The organism is Lentzea sp. NPDC058436, assembly GCF_042721515.1.
Lineage (GTDB): Bacteria > Actinomycetota > Actinomycetes > Mycobacteriales > Pseudonocardiaceae > Lentzea.
This window is the reverse complement of sequence record NZ_JBHXLF010000006.1, coordinates 180,416-196,087: the sequence shown is the minus strand read 5'-3', so window position 1 is coordinate 196,087 and position 15,672 is coordinate 180,416. Positions and strand designations below refer to the sequence as shown.

Annotated in this window: 20 protein-coding genes; 14 read left to right on the top strand and 6 right to left on the bottom strand. The window is 70.8% G+C overall.

Annotated elements, in window-relative coordinates:
• Positions 1–2 precede the first annotated feature (2 nt).
• Genes ACFWN2_RS24375 through ACFWN2_RS24360 form a run of 4 tightly spaced genes read left to right on the top strand, consistent with a single transcriptional unit; the run spans position 3 to position 3,012 of the window.
• Positions 3–443, top strand: a complete 441-nt coding sequence (locus tag ACFWN2_RS24375) for an SRPBCC family protein (protein ID WP_382430923.1) — start codon at positions 3–5, stop codon at positions 441–443.
• The gene (locus tag ACFWN2_RS24370; protein ID WP_382430921.1) at positions 440–1,648 is read left to right on the top strand and encodes an ArsA family ATPase; all 1,209 of its coding nucleotides are present in this window, start codon (positions 440–442) and stop codon (positions 1,646–1,648) included. The genes ACFWN2_RS24375 and ACFWN2_RS24370 overlap by 4 nt, the downstream gene beginning before the upstream one ends.
• A gap of 24 nt (positions 1,649–1,672) precedes the next feature.
• Positions 1,673–2,026: a hypothetical protein gene (locus tag ACFWN2_RS24365; RefSeq protein ID WP_382430919.1), complete on the top strand. Its 354-nt coding sequence runs from the start codon at positions 1,673–1,675 to the stop codon at positions 2,024–2,026.
• On the top strand, positions 2,026–3,012 hold the full coding sequence (locus ACFWN2_RS24360; RefSeq protein ID WP_382430917.1) for an ROK family glucokinase: 987 nt from the start codon (positions 2,026–2,028) through the stop codon (positions 3,010–3,012). Before ACFWN2_RS24365 ends, ACFWN2_RS24360 begins: the two co-directional genes overlap by 1 nt.
• Position 3,013: 1 nt before the next feature.
• Here the strand turns inward: ACFWN2_RS24360 and ACFWN2_RS24355 are convergent, their stop codons facing one another.
• A complete protein-coding gene (locus tag ACFWN2_RS24355; protein ID WP_382430915.1) occupies positions 3,014–3,343 on the bottom strand; it encodes a DUF3140 domain-containing protein in 330 nt (109 codons plus the stop codon).
• Positions 3,344–3,393: 50 nt separating this feature from the next.
• On the opposite strand from ACFWN2_RS24355, the gene ACFWN2_RS24350 reads away from it, so the two are divergent.
• Positions 3,394–3,609, top strand: coding sequence for a DUF2945 domain-containing protein (locus ACFWN2_RS24350; RefSeq protein WP_382430913.1), 216 nt, complete (start codon positions 3,394–3,396; stop codon positions 3,607–3,609).
• Between the two features lie 246 nt (positions 3,610–3,855).
• On the opposite strand, the gene ACFWN2_RS24345 is transcribed toward ACFWN2_RS24350, so the two are convergent.
• Entirely contained in the window at positions 3,856–4,341 is a 486-nt protein-coding gene (locus tag ACFWN2_RS24345; protein ID WP_382430911.1) for a hypothetical protein, read from the bottom strand.
• 175 nt (positions 4,342–4,516) lie between these two features.
• Here ACFWN2_RS24345 and ACFWN2_RS24340 point away from each other — a divergent pair, with 175 nt between their 5' ends.
• The 5 genes from ACFWN2_RS24340 to ACFWN2_RS24320 all read left to right on the top strand — a co-directional run bounded on the left by ACFWN2_RS24340 (position 4,517) and on the right by ACFWN2_RS24320 (position 9,297).
• The gene (locus ACFWN2_RS24340; RefSeq protein WP_382431190.1) at positions 4,517–5,251 is read left to right on the top strand and encodes a lysophospholipid acyltransferase family protein; all 735 of its coding nucleotides are present in this window, start codon (positions 4,517–4,519) and stop codon (positions 5,249–5,251) included.
• A 21-nt stretch (positions 5,252–5,272) separates the two neighbouring features.
• The gene (locus ACFWN2_RS24335) at positions 5,273–5,785 is read left to right on the top strand and encodes a polyadenylate-specific 3'-exoribonuclease AS (protein WP_382430909.1); all 513 of its coding nucleotides are present in this window, start codon (positions 5,273–5,275) and stop codon (positions 5,783–5,785) included.
• Between the two features lie 76 nt (positions 5,786–5,861).
• The gene (locus ACFWN2_RS24330; protein WP_382431188.1) at positions 5,862–6,890 is read left to right on the top strand and encodes a 6-phosphofructokinase; all 1,029 of its coding nucleotides are present in this window, start codon (positions 5,862–5,864) and stop codon (positions 6,888–6,890) included.
• 251 nt (positions 6,891–7,141) lie between these two features.
• Complete coding sequence (locus tag ACFWN2_RS24325) at positions 7,142–7,498, top strand: putative quinol monooxygenase (protein WP_382430907.1); 357 nt, start codon at positions 7,142–7,144, stop codon at positions 7,496–7,498.
• 2 nt (positions 7,499–7,500) lie between these two features.
• Complete coding sequence (locus ACFWN2_RS24320; RefSeq protein WP_382430905.1) at positions 7,501–9,297, top strand: FAD-dependent monooxygenase; 1,797 nt, start codon at positions 7,501–7,503, stop codon at positions 9,295–9,297.
• A gap of 31 nt (positions 9,298–9,328) precedes the next feature.
• Here ACFWN2_RS24320 and ACFWN2_RS24315 read toward each other — a convergent pair whose 3' ends face one another.
• The 4 genes from ACFWN2_RS24315 to ACFWN2_RS24300 form a co-directional block, all read right to left on the bottom strand.
• Positions 9,329–9,703, bottom strand: coding sequence for a nuclear transport factor 2 family protein (locus ACFWN2_RS24315; RefSeq protein WP_382430903.1), 375 nt, complete (start codon positions 9,701–9,703; stop codon positions 9,329–9,331).
• Positions 9,700–10,149, bottom strand: a complete 450-nt coding sequence (locus ACFWN2_RS24310) for a cupin domain-containing protein (protein WP_382430901.1) — start codon at positions 10,147–10,149, stop codon at positions 9,700–9,702. The genes ACFWN2_RS24315 and ACFWN2_RS24310 overlap by 4 nt, the downstream gene beginning before the upstream one ends.
• Positions 10,118–11,626, bottom strand: coding sequence for a flavin-containing monooxygenase (locus ACFWN2_RS24305; RefSeq protein WP_382430899.1), 1,509 nt, complete (start codon positions 11,624–11,626; stop codon positions 10,118–10,120). Before ACFWN2_RS24305 ends, ACFWN2_RS24310 begins: the two co-directional genes overlap by 32 nt.
• Before the next feature lie 77 nt (positions 11,627–11,703).
• Complete coding sequence (locus tag ACFWN2_RS24300) at positions 11,704–12,486, bottom strand: IclR family transcriptional regulator (RefSeq protein ID WP_382430897.1); 783 nt, start codon at positions 12,484–12,486, stop codon at positions 11,704–11,706.
• A gap of 39 nt (positions 12,487–12,525) precedes the next feature.
• On the opposite strand from ACFWN2_RS24300, the gene ACFWN2_RS24295 reads away from it, so the two are divergent.
• The 4 genes from ACFWN2_RS24295 to ACFWN2_RS24280 are packed head-to-tail and all read left to right on the top strand — an operon-like array spanning position 12,526 to position 15,666.
• Positions 12,526–13,296: an SDR family oxidoreductase gene (locus ACFWN2_RS24295; RefSeq protein ID WP_382430895.1), complete on the top strand. Its 771-nt coding sequence runs from the start codon at positions 12,526–12,528 to the stop codon at positions 13,294–13,296.
• Between the two features lie 14 nt (positions 13,297–13,310).
• Positions 13,311–13,856: a cupin domain-containing protein gene (locus ACFWN2_RS24290; RefSeq protein WP_382430893.1), complete on the top strand. Its 546-nt coding sequence runs from the start codon at positions 13,311–13,313 to the stop codon at positions 13,854–13,856.
• On the top strand, positions 13,853–14,737 hold the full coding sequence (locus ACFWN2_RS24285) for an alpha/beta fold hydrolase (protein WP_382430891.1): 885 nt from the start codon (positions 13,853–13,855) through the stop codon (positions 14,735–14,737). The genes ACFWN2_RS24290 and ACFWN2_RS24285 overlap by 4 nt, the downstream gene beginning before the upstream one ends.
• A complete protein-coding gene (locus ACFWN2_RS24280) occupies positions 14,737–15,666 on the top strand; it encodes a 2,3-dihydroxyphenylpropionate 1,2-dioxygenase (protein ID WP_382430889.1) in 930 nt (309 codons plus the stop codon). The genes ACFWN2_RS24285 and ACFWN2_RS24280 overlap by 1 nt, the downstream gene beginning before the upstream one ends.
• Positions 15,667–15,672 lie beyond the last annotated feature (6 nt).

Sequence of the window (15,672 nt, the reverse complement as noted above, 5' to 3'; positions counted from 1 at the left end):
CTATGGCCGACGAGTCCACTCAGTCCATCGTCATCGACGCTCCGCCAGAGAAGATCATGGCGATCATCGCGGACTTCCCGTCGTACCCGGACTGGGCGAACGGGATGAAAGAGGTCGAGGTCCTCGACACCGCGCCTGACGGTCGTGCCCAGCAGGTGCGCTTCGCGATCGACCAGGGTCCCGTGAAGGACGAGTACACCCTGGCCTACGACTGGGCCGCCGACGGCCTCTCGGTCAAGTGGGAGCTCGTCAAGGGCACCATGCAGAAGGCGCAGAAGGGCAGCTACGTGCTCGCGCCCTCCGGCACCGGTACCAAGGTCACCTACACGCTGTCGGTGCAGCTGGTGATCCCGATGATCGGGCTGTTCCGCCGCAAGGCCGAGAAGCTGATCCTCGACACCGCGCTCAAGGAGCTCAAGAAGCGCGCGGAGAAGGCGGCTTGAGCCGGGTCCTGCTCTTCACCGGCAAGGGCGGGGTCGGCAAGACGACGCTGTCGGCCGCCACGGCCGCCTCGCTGGCCGCGCACGGCCGCAAGGCGCTCGTGGTCTCGACCGATCCCGCGCACTCGCTGGGCGACGCGCTCGACGTGCGTCTCGGCGCCGAACCGTCCGAAGTGGACGGATCAGGCGGCCTGTTCGCGTGCCAGATCGACCCCCGCGGCCTCGTCGACGAGGCGTGGGGCGAGCTGCGCGGCCACCTGCGGACCGTGCTCGCGGGCGCCGGCGTCGACGAGCTCGACGCCGAGGAGCTGACCGTGCTGCCCGGCGTCGAGGAGCTCCTCGCGCTGGCCGAGGTGCGGCGGCTCGCCGCGTCCGGGCCGTGGGAGGTCGTGGTCGTCGACTGCGGGCCGACCGCCGAGACGTTGCGGCTGCTGTCGCTGCCCGAGGCGTTCGCTGGCTACCTCGAACGGCTCTTCCCGACCCACCGGCGGGTGGTGCGCGGCCTGCTCGCGGGCGTCGCGGGCACCGGGACCGTCGAGAAGTGGGACGCGACGGCCGACGCGCTGAGCCGTCTCGCCGAACGGCTGGACGCGCTGCGCTCGATGCTCGCCGACGCGTCGTCGTGCTCGGTGCGGCTGGTGCTGACGCCCGAACGCGTCGTCGCCGCCGAGACCCGCCGCACGCTGACCGCGCTGGCGCTCCAGGGGATCCGGGTCGACAGCGTGATCGCGAACCGGGTGGTGCCCTCACCGGGGGCCGCGCGCGGTGCCGCCGCCACCTGGCTGCGCACCCGCCGCCAGGAACAGGACGCGGTGCTGGCCGAGCTGACCGGCATCGGCGAGATCCGCACGGTCGACCACCGCGCGTCGGAGCCCGTGGGCGTGGCGGCGCTGCTGGAGGTCGCCGAGCAGCTCTACGGCGACTCGGACCCGTTGCCGGGTGCCGCCGTGGCGGAGTCGATGCTGGAGGTGTCGGGCAGCGGACGCGGCCTCGACGCCCGGTACTCGCTGCGGATCGCGTTGCCGCTGGCCGACGACACGGAGCTGGACCTCGCGCGCGTGGGCGACGACCTCGCGCTGACGGTCGACGGCCGGCGCCGGCTCGTGGCGCTGCCGTCGTTGCTGAGGCGCTGCATCGTGACCGGCGCGGAAATGGACTCGGGTGGCGTGACGGTGGGGTTCCGTCCGGACCCCTCGCTGTGGCGTTGATTTCGGCGCGCTAGGAGCCAGTAGATGACCCAGGACAACACCGGCAAGCTCGCCGAGGAGCTGCGGCTGCTCATCGACACCGCCGCCGAGCGCATGCAGCCGTGGCTGCAGCGCGTCGCCGAGGCGGGCGACGGCGCGCACACGCCCGAGACGTGCGGCTGGTGCCCGTTGTGCAACGGCGTGGCGCTGCTGCGCGGCGACCGCTCGGAGCTGGCCGCGAAGGCGGCCGAACACGCGGCGGGCCTGGTAGCGGTGCTGCGCGCGGCCCTGCGCGAACCCGGTGCCCCGCCCGCGCCCGCGGAGGAGTCCGCCGGGGAGCCCGCGCCGGACGCCGGTCAGCGCGTGCAGCACATCAAGGTCGTCAGGAAGTCCGACTAGTGCTCACCGTCGGAGTCGACATCGGCGGGACCAGCGTGCGCGCCGGTGTCGTGGACCCGCGCGGCTCGGTCCTGGACACCTCGCGCGCCCCCACCCCCGCCGGTGAACGCGCGCTGGAGGACGCCATCGTCGCCGCCGTCGACGAGGTGAAGAACCGGCACACCGTGACCGCCGTCGGCCTCGCGGTGGCGGGCTTCATCGCCTCGGACCGGCGCACGGTCCGGTTCGCGCCGCACCTGGCGTGGCGGCAGGTGAACGTCGCCGAGCGCATGAGCGAACGCCTCGGCATGCCGGTGGTGCTGGAGCACGACGCGAACGCCGCCGCCCTCGCCGAACACCGCTTCGGCGCGGCCAGGGGTGCGAAGACCGCCGTCCTGGTCGCCATCGGCACGGGCATCGGTGCCGCGCTGCTGCTCAACGGCGAGGTCTTCCGCGGCGCGCACGGCGTCGCCCCCGAACTGGGCCACCTGCGCGTCGTCCCGGACGGCCGCCCCTGCCCGTGCGGCAAGAACGGCTGCTGGGAGCGCTACTGCAGCGGCACGGCCCTGAGTGCCACGGCCGTCGAACTGCTGGCCAAGCACCCCGGCGTCTCGACCGTCCTGGCACGTGAGGCCGCCGGTGACTCCCGCGCGGTGACCGGCCGCCGGGTGGCGGGCGCGGCGCGCGACGGCGACCCGCTGGCCAAGCGCGCGATGGCCGACCTGGCCCGGTGGCTCGGCGAGGGCCTGGCGCTGGTCGCGGACGTGTACGACCCCGAGGTGATCGTCATCGGGGGAGGGGTGTCGACGTCGGCGCCGCTGTTCCTCGACGACGCCCGCGAGCGCTACGCCTCGGTCGTCACGGGGGCGGGCCACCGGCCGCTGGCCCGGATCCGCACCGCGCAGCTCGGCGACGACGCCGGCATCGTGGGCGCGGCGACGCTGGCCCGTGAGATGGCGGCCCAGCTGGCGACGCGAGGCTCCAGGAACCACTCACGCCGCTCCTGAACTACTTCTCGAGGGGGTCGTGGCCCCAGTTCATCAGCGAGTAGCGCCAGCGGCTGTCCTCGACGTCGCCGTCGGGGCGTTGGGCGAGGTGGCGGTGGACGTAGCCGGCGACCTTGCGCATGTGCTTGAGGTCGTCGGCGGTCAGGTCGTCGCGCTTCTTGCGCAGCAACGTCACGATCCGCCGGCCTGACGCGTGCCCGGTCGACTCGCCGGACTCCTTGTCACCGACCTCCTTCGACTCGTCGGTGCCCAGCCACTTCTCCAGCGTTCCGGCCGTCATGTTGACCGCGTCGCCGAAATCCTCGCGGGTCTTCTCCTGGTCGTCGCTCACGTTGGTCCTCCCGCTCGGGTTGGTTCGTCCGAGTGGGGTACCCCGGGTTCATGACGAAGCACCCCTACAAGCCCGGCGACGAGGTCGAGTGGTCCAGTCACGGCTCGACGACGCACGGCGAGGTCAAGGAGGAGATCACCACGGAGAAGGAGGCTGCGGGGCGCAAGGTGAAGGCGTCGAAGGACGAGCCCCAGTACCGCGTGGAGAGCGCGAAGAGCGGCAGGGACGCGGTCCACAAGCCGGAAGCGCTGAGGAAGAAGAAGTGAACGTTCGCGGTGGACGCTGTCGGGGGTCTGTTCGCCCACCGCGAACATCCGGGTCTAGCGGCCCAGCAGGCGCAGGATGCGCGGGCGACGGCGCTTGGCGACGTCCTTCTTGCCGAGGGTCGCCATGGCGCGGGCCATCATCAGGTGCTGCATCTGGTCCATGTGCGACACGGTAAGCACGACCGAATCGTTATCTGAAGGTTTGAGTGGCCGTTATCACGTCGTTACCCGGCGAGCCGTGACGTGTCACACCTGGGCGCCGTCGTCCCATCCCGAGTCGGGCGGAGGGGTGTTGCGCATGCGCAGGATGAGCCAGCCGACGCCCGCGCAGAGCGCCACCAGCGACAGCGGCGTGCCCACGCTGGAGTGCAGTCCGAAGATCCCGGGCGCGACCAGCAGGAGGATGCCGAGCACGAACAGGCCGAGCGCACCGAACGTCGACGCGCGCAGCACGGGCAGTGGCGGCGGCTCCGGCGGGACGTAGTGGTCCTCGTCGGCCGGGTCGCGCGGTTCGGGCTCTTCTTCCACGTCAGGAGGGATGTCGTCGGCCACGTCGTCGCGTGCCTTCACGCCGCCCGGCGTGGTGTCCTCCGGGCCGACCTCGTCGAGGTCGAGCCAGTCCTTGCCGACCCCGTCCCGCTCGAGACCCGCGACGATCTCGGCAAAGAGCTCGTCGACGTTCTCGGGGCCGTCGGTCGAGTCGCGCCGGGCGTTCATCCAGAGCCTCTCCATGTGCCGCAACCCTCTGACCCCTCATCGTTGCACGGGCCGGATGTGTTGCGGGTTACGGCAGTCGGCTCAGCGTCCGCGTGACGCCTTAAGCCGGGATTCGTTGTGTGAGGTGCCGTCGGCTCCGTAGGCTGGTCGGCGGGATCAAGGTTCGGTGTCTAGGGAGGCGCTTCCCGCTGTGCTGTACTGGATCATGAAGCACGTCCTCCTGGGACCGATTCTCCGGCTGTTCTTCCAGCCGAAGATCATCGAGGGCGCCGAGAACATCCCCAAGGAGGGCGGAGCGATCCTGGCGAGCAACCACCTCGCCGTGTCCGACTCCTTCTTCCTGCCGCTGATGCTGTCGCGGCGCGTCACCTTCCCCGCCAAGATCGAGTACTTCACCGGCACGGGCCTCAAGGGCAAGCTGCAGAAGTGGTTCTTCTCCGGCGTCGGCCAGGTGCCGATCGACCGGTCCAGCGCCTCGGCCGCGCAGGGCGCGCTCGACACCGGTGTGCGCATCGTGCGCGAGGGCAAGCTGCTCGGCATCTACCCCGAGGGCACGCGCTCGCCCGACGCCCGCCTCTACAAGGGCAAGGTCGGTGTCGCGTGGATCGCGCTGGAGTCCGGCGCGCCGGTCATCCCCGTGGCGATGTTCGGCACGGACAAGGCGAACCCCATCGGCTCCCGCATGTGGAAGCCGACCCCGATCCGCATCAAGATCGGCAAGCCGCTCGACTTCTCCCGCTACGAGGGCCTGTCCGGCGACCGGTTCGTGCTGCGCTCGATCACCGACGAGATCATGTACTCGTTGATGGAGCTCACCGGCCAGGAGTACGTCGACGTCTACGCGGCGAAGGCCAAGGAGCAGACCGCCGACGTGCCGGAACAGGGCAAGAAGAGCGACCGGGTGCCCGAGACGAAGGCGAGCTGACCGCACCCCTAGGGTGTCGCGGTGCGGTTTTTCTACGACTGTGAGTTCATCGAGGACGGGCTGACGATCGACCTGGTGTCGATCGGTGTGGTCGACGAGGAAGGCCGCGAGTTCTACGCCGTGTCCACCGAGTTCGACCCCGATCGCGCGGGTCCGTGGGTCCGGCAGAACGTCCTCAACCAGCTGCCCTCGCCCGCGGACAAGGCGTGGCGCAGCCGCGACCGGATCCGCGAGGACCTGCTCGACTTCCTCGGCGCCCGCAACGCCGCGCGCGACGAGGTCGAGCTGTGGGCGTGGTTCGCCGCCTACGACCACGTGGCGCTGGCGCAGCTGTGGGGCGCCATGCCGGCTCTGCCGCGCGCCCTGCCGCGGTTCACGCGAGACCTGCGGCAACGCTGGGACGACGTCGGCCGGCCCAAGCTGCCCGCCCCTCCGGCGGACGCGCACGACGCCCTCGCGGACGCCCGGCACAACCTCGCCAGGTGGAAGGTGATCGAGGAACAGCGCAGGAAAATCGGCTTTCCCGTCCGGTGAGTGAGACCCCACGTTGCTGCACCGATACAGCTCGTGAAAGTCTGCGTGACACAGAACACGAGAGATGGGGAAGCAGATGCGCATCGGTGTGCTCACTGGCGGTGGTGACTGCCCCGGTCTGAACGCCGTGATCCGGGCCGTGGTCCGCAAGGGCATCAAGGCACACGGCTGGGAGATCGTCGGGTTCCGCAACGGGTGGCAGGGCCCGATCGAGAACCTCACCAAGGAGATCGGCCTCGCGGACGTCGAGGAGATCCTCACCCGCGGTGGCACCATCCTGGGCTCGTCGCGCACGAACCCCTACAAGGTCGAGGGCGGTGTCGACCGCATCCGCGAGACCATCGCGGCGAACAACATCGACGCCATCATCGCGATCGGCGGCGAGGACACCCTCGGTGTCGCGAAGCGCCTGACGGACGACGGCATCGGCGTCGTCGGTGTGCCGAAGACGATCGACAACGACCTCGGCGCCACGGACTACACGTTCGGCTTCGACACGGCCGTGCACATCGCGACCGAGGCCATCGACCGCCTGCGCACCACGGCGGAGTCGCACCACCGCGCGCTCGTCGTCGAGGTCATGGGCCGCCACGCGGGCTGGATCGCGCTGCACTCGGGTCTCGCGGGTGGCGCGAACGTCATCCTCGTCCCGGAGCGCCCGTTCAGCGTCGAGAAGGTCGTCGAGTGGGTCGAGCGCCGCTTCGAGAGCGAGTTCGCCCCGATCATCGTCGTCGCCGAGGGCGCGATCCCCGAGGGCGGCGCCGAGGTGCTGCACTCCGGTGAGCGCGACGCCTTCGGCCACGTCCGCCTCGGTGGCGTCGGCCAGTGGCTCGCGGAGGAGATCGCGGACCGCACCGGCAAGGAGTCCCGCGCGGCCGTCCTCGGCCACATCCAGCGCGGTGGCACGCCGACCGCCTACGACCGCGTGCTCGCGACCCGCTTCGGCCTGCACGCCGTCGACGCCGTCGCGGCCGGCGACTTCGGCACGATGGTCGCGCTGCGCGGCACCGACATCGTCCGCGTGAAGCTGTCGGAGGCGACGGCCGAGCTCAAGACGGTTCCGACCGAGCGCTACGAAGAGGCCGAGGTCTTCTTCGGCGCGTGATTTCTGGGCGTGATCGCTGGGCCTGATCGCTGGGCCTGGTGTTCGCGGGCCTGGTCTTCGGGCCTGATATATCGGATATTGCTTTGCCCGGATGCCGGGTGTCGACGCGCTGTCGACACCCGGCATCCGCGTTGTATACCGCTCGTGCGCCGACGGTCCGCAGTCCCGCTCGCTGGGACTCCGGCTGTGACCGGGCTCTCGCTGACTGCGAAGGTGAATTCACCAACCGTTGAGCAGTCAAGGGAGACCTCATGAGCGACGTGCGAGTCGTCCTGCCAGAGCCGGACGCCGACGAGACCGGTCCGTACGCGCACCTGGGCTTCGCGCAGGCCAGGCCGGGCCACGAGGACGAGGTCGAGGCGTTGATCCTGGGCCTCGTGGAGCCGTTGCGCGCGGAGGAGGGCTCGATCGAGTTCCACGTCCACCGCGACCGCGCGGACCGCTCGCAGTTCGTGATCTACGAGATGTTCCGGTCGAAGCAGGACCTGGAGAAGCACCTCGCCGAGCCGTACGTGCAGGAGTTCGTCCGCGCGATCCAGCCTCTGGTCGCGGGACCGCTGGTACAGCGGTTCCTGCGCATGTCGAGCGCACTGCCGGCGGGGAGGTAGCCGTGGGTCTGCTGATCTTCGCCGTCGTCACGGTGCTCTTCCTGCTCACCCGCCGGATGTGGGGCAGGCTCACCGGCAACCCGCTGCCCCAGGTCACCGCCCGCCCCGGCAGCGGGTTCCTCGCGGGCCTCGGCAAGTCGAGGAACCGTCCGAAACCGACGGTCGCGCCACCGAAGTCCACCGGACCGAGGCTGGCCCGCTACGACTGCGACGTCCTCGTCGTCGGCGCGGGCCCCAGCGGCCTGATGACCGCGGCGCTGCTGGTCCGCCAGGGCGTCAGGGTGTGCGTGGTCGACGCGAACTCCGGGCCCGCCACGGAGTCGAGGGCGTTCGCCGTCCAGGCCCGCACGATCGAACTGTTCCGGAGCATCGGACTCGCGGACGAGCTGCTCGAACGCGGGGTCGTCACCACCGGCATCCGCTTCCACATCCGGGGCAGGCACGTCGGCGGCCTCGACTTCGACCGCGCGAAGGCCGCGACGACGCCGTACCAGTTCATCCTCATGGCGCCGCAGTCCGAAGTGGAGGAGGTGCTGCTCCGCGACCTCGCGCGGCACGGCGTCACGGTCCGGCGCGACACGAGGCTCACCCAGCTGCACCAGACCGAGGACGCCGTCACCGCACTGGCCGGGGAGCGCACGATCACCGCACAGTACGTCGTGGGAGCGGACGGCGCGCACAGCACCGTGCGGCAGCAGCTCGGGCTCAGCTTCGACGGCGACAAGTACGGCCAGCGCTACCTCCTCGCCGACTGCAAGGTCGAGTGGCCGCTCGACCACGCGCACTTCCGGGTGTTCATGAACCGCGAACGCATCGGCCTGTTCCTGCCCCTGCACGGCGCCGAGACGTCCCGCGTGATGGTCACCGACTTCGGCGAGCCGGGAGCGGACTTCGACCTGGAGAACCTGCAGGAGGAGCTGCGCAAGGCGATGCGGCTGCCCGTCACCCTCAGCGCCCCGATCTGGACCAGCCGCTACCAGGTCCACCTGCGCGGCGTCGACGACTACCGGCGCGGCAGGGGGTTCCTCGTCGGCGACGCGGCCCACATCCACTCCCCGGCGGGCGGCCAGGGCATGAACACCGGCCTGCACGACGCCGCCAACCTCGCCTGGAAGCTCGCGACGGCGATCAACGAGGACGTCGACCTGCTCGACACCTACTCCGCCGAACGGCACCCGGCGGGCGTGCGGCTGCTGAAGTTCACCGACCGCCTCTACCGGGTCGCGGCGGGCCTGCGCGGCTGGCGGGCGTGGCTGCGCGACACCGCGGGGCCGTTCCTGATCGGACGGATGTCGGCGGCGCCGATCCCGCACCGCAAGTCGTTCCACCGGCTCTCGCAGATCAGCCTCGGCTACCGGCCCAGCGAGATCAACGTCAACGAGCTGTTGCACTCGCTGAAGGGCCCGCTCGCGGGCCAGCGCGTCCCCGACGCCAGGATCAACGACCGCGAGCAGGTGTTCGACCTGCTGCAGGACTACCGGCTGCACGTGGTCGCGTTGTCCCGCAAGCACCTCACCGCCGACGAGATCACCGAGCACACCGCGTCGCTCGCCGGGCTCGACGCCGTGAGCCACCTCGTCGCCCGCGTCGAGGCCAGGCAGGACACCCGCGTGCACCGCGCCGACTCCGCGCAGGTCTTCGAGCACTACGGCCTCACCGAACCGGATTCGCAGGCCCTGTACGTGATCCGCCCGGACGGCCACGTCGCGTGGCGCTGCGACGAGCTGGACTTCGAGGCCTGCCAACGGTTCCTGGGGACGTTGCGACGCCCGGCCGTACAACAGGTCCGCGCCGCGTGAGAAAAGGGGCCCGGCGAACCGGGCCCCTTCTTCACGCCATCGCCGGCGCTATGTCCATGTGCACGCGGTAGTCCACGATCTCCCCACCGGACAGCCAGATCACCGTCACGCAGGGAAGTGCGAGCTGCTTCCCGTCCGGCGCCTCGGTCTCGATGGTGAACCTGCAGAAAAGCTGGTCCCCGACCTCGGCGACCTGGTCGACCACGTGCCGCACCCACGGCAACGCGCCCGCCGCACCGGCCGTTGCAGCCACGACAGCGGCACGGCCGATGAGCGGCTCGTTGTTGCCGAACACGTAGGTCGCGTCCTCGGCGAACCAGGCACCGAACGCCTCGGCGTCACCGGAGTCCACCGCGGCGCACATCTGCCGCACCATCTCGGTGCGGTCGACCTCGGCGCGGCTCACGGCTTCTTCTGCAGCGAGAGGCCGTGCTGCACCATGATCTCCGCGACCAGCTTCATGTCGCGCGGCCCCGGCGGCAGCTCGGACAACGCCTGGTAGTAGTTCTCCAGCCCCGGCGGCGACACGACCGCGACGACGCGCGTCTCCTCGTCGAACGGGTTGTGGAACATGTGCGGCACCCCGCGCGGCATCAGCAGCGAGTCCCCCGGCCCGAGAACGTGCTCCTCGCCGTCCAGCTCGACGACGACCCGGCCGTGCACGCACGTGAACAGCTCGTCCTCACGGCTGTGGATGTGGGTGGGCGGCCCGCCGAGGTTCGGCGGCACGACGTACTCGAACAGCGAGTAGGCGCCCTTGGTGTCCGCCCCGGTCAGCCGTGTGTAGATGCCCAGGCCGATCGCGCCGACGTTCGTGCCCTCACCGCTGCGGTAGACGTGATGCTTCTTCACGGGGGTTTCCATGGTCTCCAACCTCATTTCGACTGATCCGGGCGAGCAGCTGGGGCGTGACCTTCCGGTACGCCGAGGGCGCGACCGGGTTGAGCCAGTGCGACGCGCGGGTGAGCTTGCTGATCTGCAGGCCGAGGTCGGCGAGCACCTCGTCGGCGTTCTTCAGCGAGAACGGGATGATCTTCGTGCCGCGGCAGTGGTGGGTGTTCGTGGCCTCGTCCATGAACGCGAGCTGCGCCGTCACATCGGCCTGGCGCGTGGCGTCGTCCGGCAGCGAGAGCGCTCCCGCGAGATCGGCCGCGATCCACAACGCCGCCATCTCCGCGTTGAGCGGGCTGAAGAACGACGAGTTGTAGCCGTTGAAGTAGAGGCCTGGCACGCCGATCGGCTGGATCTGCCGGTACAGCGCGAAGTTCCCGCGCTCGTCGAACAGCCGCTCCTGGACGGCGTCGGGCAGGAACGGCACCCCCTGCGTGAACCCGGTGGCGCACACGACGAGGTCGGCGGGCAGGACCGTGCCGTCGGACAGCTCCGCGCCACCGGCCTTGAGCCGGGCGATGGTCCTGTCGCGGTGCACGCGGATCTCGCCGGAGTCGACGCCCTCGAAGAACCCCTCGGTGGCGAGGCCGATCGCGCCCTTGACGATGTCCTCCATCTGCCCGGACGGCACCAGGTCGTGCTTCGCGAGCCCGAACTGCTTGACCGACACCGAGCCGAGCGAGTTGAGCATCGAGCGCCGCATCCCGTTCGCGGGGCCGTGCAGGAACTTCTCGAACCCGCGCAGGAACCGGTAGCGGAACAGCGCCTCGCCCATGCGGGTCAGCAGCAGCATCTTGAAGTTCACGGTGCCGGCGATCTTGCGCGGCACCTTCCACAGCAGCTGCCGCGCGATGATGTCGGTGCTCGCGGCGACCTGGCTGATCGGCACCGTCACGTCGCACGCCGACTTGCCGTACCCGACGACGAGCGCGTGCTTGTCGCGCGCCTCCTCGACGTCGAGGAACTCGGTGCCCGCGAGCACCTTCCCGCCGGCCGCCTCGAACTCGTCGCGGCCGGGGAACGCAGGAACGGAGGGTTCGCAGAACACGCCGTTGGCCACGACCACGCGGTCGTAGCGGTACGTCGTGCCCGTGTGCGTGGTCAGCTCCCACGCGTCGTCGACGGGCACCACGGACGTCACCGTCGTCTCCAGGCGCAGACACGCGTCGACACCGAAGTGCCACGTGTACGCCTCCAGGTACGCCTGCACCTGCGCGCCGGTCGGCCACTCGGGCAGGTCCTTCGGCATCGGGAAGTCCGAGAACGAGTACTGGGCCTTCGGGCTCTGCGTGGTGAGGCCCGGGTAGCGCCTCGTGCGGCTCCACACGCCGCCGACGTCCGGTGTCCTGTCGTACACCTCGACCTCATGGCCTGCCTGCAGCAGCACCTTGGCGGTGGTGAGGCCGGCGACTCCGGCGCCGATGATCGCGACACGCATCCTTGGCCTCCTCGGTGAGGTTGTGACGGACCACACTGTGGAGCGCGTGTTCGGTCGCGACCAACCGGGAGTCCCGGCTAGTGGGACTCCCAGCGCCGGGTCGAGTAGGCGCGCGTCGCCGCCGACGCGGCCATCCGCACGGCGGGCCCGATCCGTTCCGGGCGCACGGCCGCGCTCGGGCCCGTCACCGACAACGCCGCGGCGACCGCGCCACCCGCGCTGAAGATCGGGGCCGCGATGCAGCTGATGCCGACGATGCCCTCCTCACGGTCGTAGGCCCAGCCCCGGTCGGGGATGGCGGCGAGCTCACGGCGCAACGTGGTCGGGCTGGTGATCGTGCGGGGCGTGCGGCGTTCGAGGCCCGCGGCGATGACCGCGTCCACAGTGGACGTGTCGGAGTAGGCGAGCATCGCGCGGCCCAGACCCGAGCAGTGCGCAGGGATCACGCCGCCGACCTGGTCGAGCATCGGCATCGGGCGGTGCCCGGTGATCTTGTCCACGACCAGGACGCGGGTGCCGTCGAGGACGCCCAGCTGGACCGTGACGCGGGCGGCGGCGTAGAGGTCCTGGAGGAACGGCAGCACGGCCTCGCGCAGCTCGTGCCGCACGGGCACGAGGCTGGAGAGCTTGAACAGGCCGGTGCTGATCCGGTAGCGGTCGTGCGGTTTGTCGAGCCAGCCGAGCTCGATCATGCGCGCCGCCGTGCGGTGCACCGTCGAACGCGGAAGCCCGGACCTGCGCACCAGTTCGGCGAGGCCCAGCTCGCGGTGCGCGACGTCGAACGCGTCCAGGATCGCCGCCGCGCGTTCGAGTGAACCGCTCGGCTCGGTGGACTGCGAGTCCCGGTCACTGGGACTCATCCTTGGTCAACCATTCGCACACGGCGACTGTAGGAGCTCATGGACGCAAACACCACGCGGGTCGCGCTCGTCGGGGGCGGCGCCGGGGGAATCGGTGCGGCGACGGCCGCGGCGCTCGTCGGGAGCGGGCACAGGGTCGTGCTCGCCGGACGGACCGAAGCCACGCTCAAGGAGACGGCCGCGGGGCTCGGCGCGGACCACGTGGTCTGCGACCTGGCCGATCCGGGTGAGGCCGCCGCGGTCGTGGACGAGGTCGTCGACCGGTTCGGGTCGCTCGACGTGCTGGTGGTGAACGCGGGCGGTCCGTCGCCAGGAGGGATCCTCCAGGTCACGGACGCCCAGTGGCACCGCGACCTCGACCTGTTGCTGCTGGGTCCGCTCGCGCTGCTGCGGGAGGCGCTGCCGCCGATGGCCGCGCGCGGGTTCGGGCGGGTCGTGGCGATCACGTCGACGGCCGTGCGGCAGCCGCAGCCCGGCCTCGCGTCGTCCACGGTGCTGCGCGCGGCCGTGACGTCGGCGATGAAGCTCGCGTCGCGGCAGTTCGCGGCGGACGGCGTCACGGTCAACTGCGTCGCCCCCGGCGCGACCCTGACGCCCCGGCGGCAGGAGGTGCTGCGCCGCAGGGCGGAGGCGGCGGGCGTCGACTACGACACCGCCGCGGCCGCCGACCTCGCGGACATCCCGGCCCTGCGGTCCGCGGATCCGGGAGAGATCGCCGCCGCCGTGGCGTTCCTGGCCTCACCGCAGGCCTCGTACGTCAACGGCACCGTGCTGACCGTCGACGGCGGCCGCACCGAGTTTCCAGTTTGAGAGGGACGATCACGTTGGCCACCTCAGGACCCGACTTCGCCATGACCGACTTCCTCGGGGCGCTCACGCACGCCGTGCGGCCGGACGGCGCGCGGCCGCTGGTCGTGCACGACGACGAGCTGGAGACGATCCCGCCGGGCGCCGTCCCGAACCCGACGACGCTGCGGATCGCGGGGAAGCTGCCGACGTCGACGTTCGAGCTGTTCCGGCAGGTGATCCCGCCGGGCGAGAGCTCGGACATGCAGCGGCACTACCACGAGACCGTGCACTTCGTGATCTCCGGCGAGGGCCACAGCGAGATCCAGGACGGGGAACCGGAGAAGTACGAGACGGTGTCGTGGACGACCGGCTCGTTCGTCTACACCCCGCCGTGGACGTGGCACCGCCACTACAACGACTCCATCGAGCACCCCGTCGAGTTCCTCACGATCGAGAACTCCCGGCTGCTGGCCCTCTTCGGGCTCGCCCGCAGGCAGAGCGCCGGCCTCGCGACCTTCGACGAGGCCCGCGCCCGTTTCGACACGACATCTGGGCTCGATTCTTCTGGGGAGGACCAGTGATTCCCGAACACGTCAGCATCTGGGGCGAACTGTCGCATGTGGACCACACCGTGCGGCACGTCGACGTCCCGGTGCGCGGCCACACCGTGCGGACCAGGATCCTGCAGGCCGGTTCCGGCCCGGAACTCGTGCTGCTGCACGGCACCGGCGGCCACCTGGAGGCCTACTCGCGCGACATCGCGGGGCTGGCGGAGGACTTCCACGTCACCGCCTACGACATGATCGGCCACGGCTGGTCCGACCTGCCCGACCTGCCGTACACGACCGACGTGCTGTCCGAGCACCTGGTCGGGCTGCTGGACGTCCTGGGCGTCGAGCGCGCCCACCTGTCCGGTGAGTCGCTGGGCGGCTGGGTGGCCGCGTGGGTGGCCGCGCACTACCCCGAGCGCGTCGACCGGCTGGTGCTGAACACCCCCGGCAACATCGCGAACAAGCCCGAGGTCATGCAACGCATGCGGGACAGCACGATGGCCGCGGTGCTCGACCCGAGCGAGGAGACCGTGCGGCGGCGGGTCGAGTTCCTGTTCCACCACAAGGAGATGGTCACCGACGAGCTGGTGAACCTGCGCCGCCAGGTGTACTCGCGGCCGGGGTTCGTGCAGGCGATCACCAACACGCTCGTGCTGCAGGACCCGGTGGTGCGCAAGGACTTCGCGTGGGACCCGGCGTGGGTGGGGAAGGTCGCGGCGCCGACGTTGTTGCTGTGGACCAGCCACGACCCGACGGGCGGGCTGGACGAGGCCGACCTGCTGCTCGGGTGGCTGCCGGACGCGCGGCTGCACGTCATCGACGACGCCGGGCACTGGCCCCAGTGGGAGAAGGTCTCCGAGTTCCTCGACACGCACCGCGCGTGGTTGCTGCACGGAAAGGACCCGTCCTGATGGCCGAGATCGTCGGATTCGCCGGGATGTCGCACAGCCCGTTCGCGACCCTGCTGCCGCCGGACGGTGCCGGGCCGGGCTCGGTGTTCCTGCGGGACGCGGACCGGGTGCGGCTGGCCGTGGAGAAGCTCGAACCGGACGCGATCGTCGTCATCGGGCCGGACCACTTCCACGCCAACTTCTACGACGTGATGCCGCCGTTCGTGCTCGGCGTCGAGGAGGCGGTGGGGTTCGGCGACTTCGGCAGCAGCTCCGGGCCGTTGCCGGTGGAGCGGACGCTGGCGTGGGCGGCCCAGGGCGGCCTGGCCGACGCCGGGTTCGACGTGTCGCTGTCGTACTCGCTGACCGTCGACCACGGCATCGTGCAGAGCTACGAGATGATCACCGGCGGCACGACGCTTCCCTTGGTGCCGCTGGTGGTCAACACGGCCGCGCCGCCGTTGCCGTCGCTGGACCGCTGCGTGGAGATGGGACGTGCGCTGGGTGCCGCGCTGCGGTCCTCGGCGTTCCCCGGCCGGGTCCTGGTCGTGGCGAGCGGCGGGCTGTCGCACTGGTTGCCGTCCAACGACCCGCGCGATCCCTCGGTGGTGGGGGAGCGGCGCGAGTCGTTGATCAGGGGCAGGGCCTACGTCCACGAGTTCGCCGCCGCGCGCGAGCCTCGGGTGAAGGCCATGGGCGGCAACCCGGACGCCCGCGTCAACGCGGTGTGGGACGAGTGGTTCCTCGACCGGCTGGTGGCGGGCGAGGCCGGGGAGATCGCCTCCCTCGGGCACGAGGCGCTGGAGGACAACGCCGGCAGCGGCGGGCACGAGATCCGCTGCTGGCTGATCGGGCAGGTCGCCGTCGGCCTGCCCCTGGTGTGGACGAGCTACGAGCCCGTGCCCGAGTGGATCACGGGCATGGGCATCGGAACCACGTTCCCCGTGTGAGGCCCT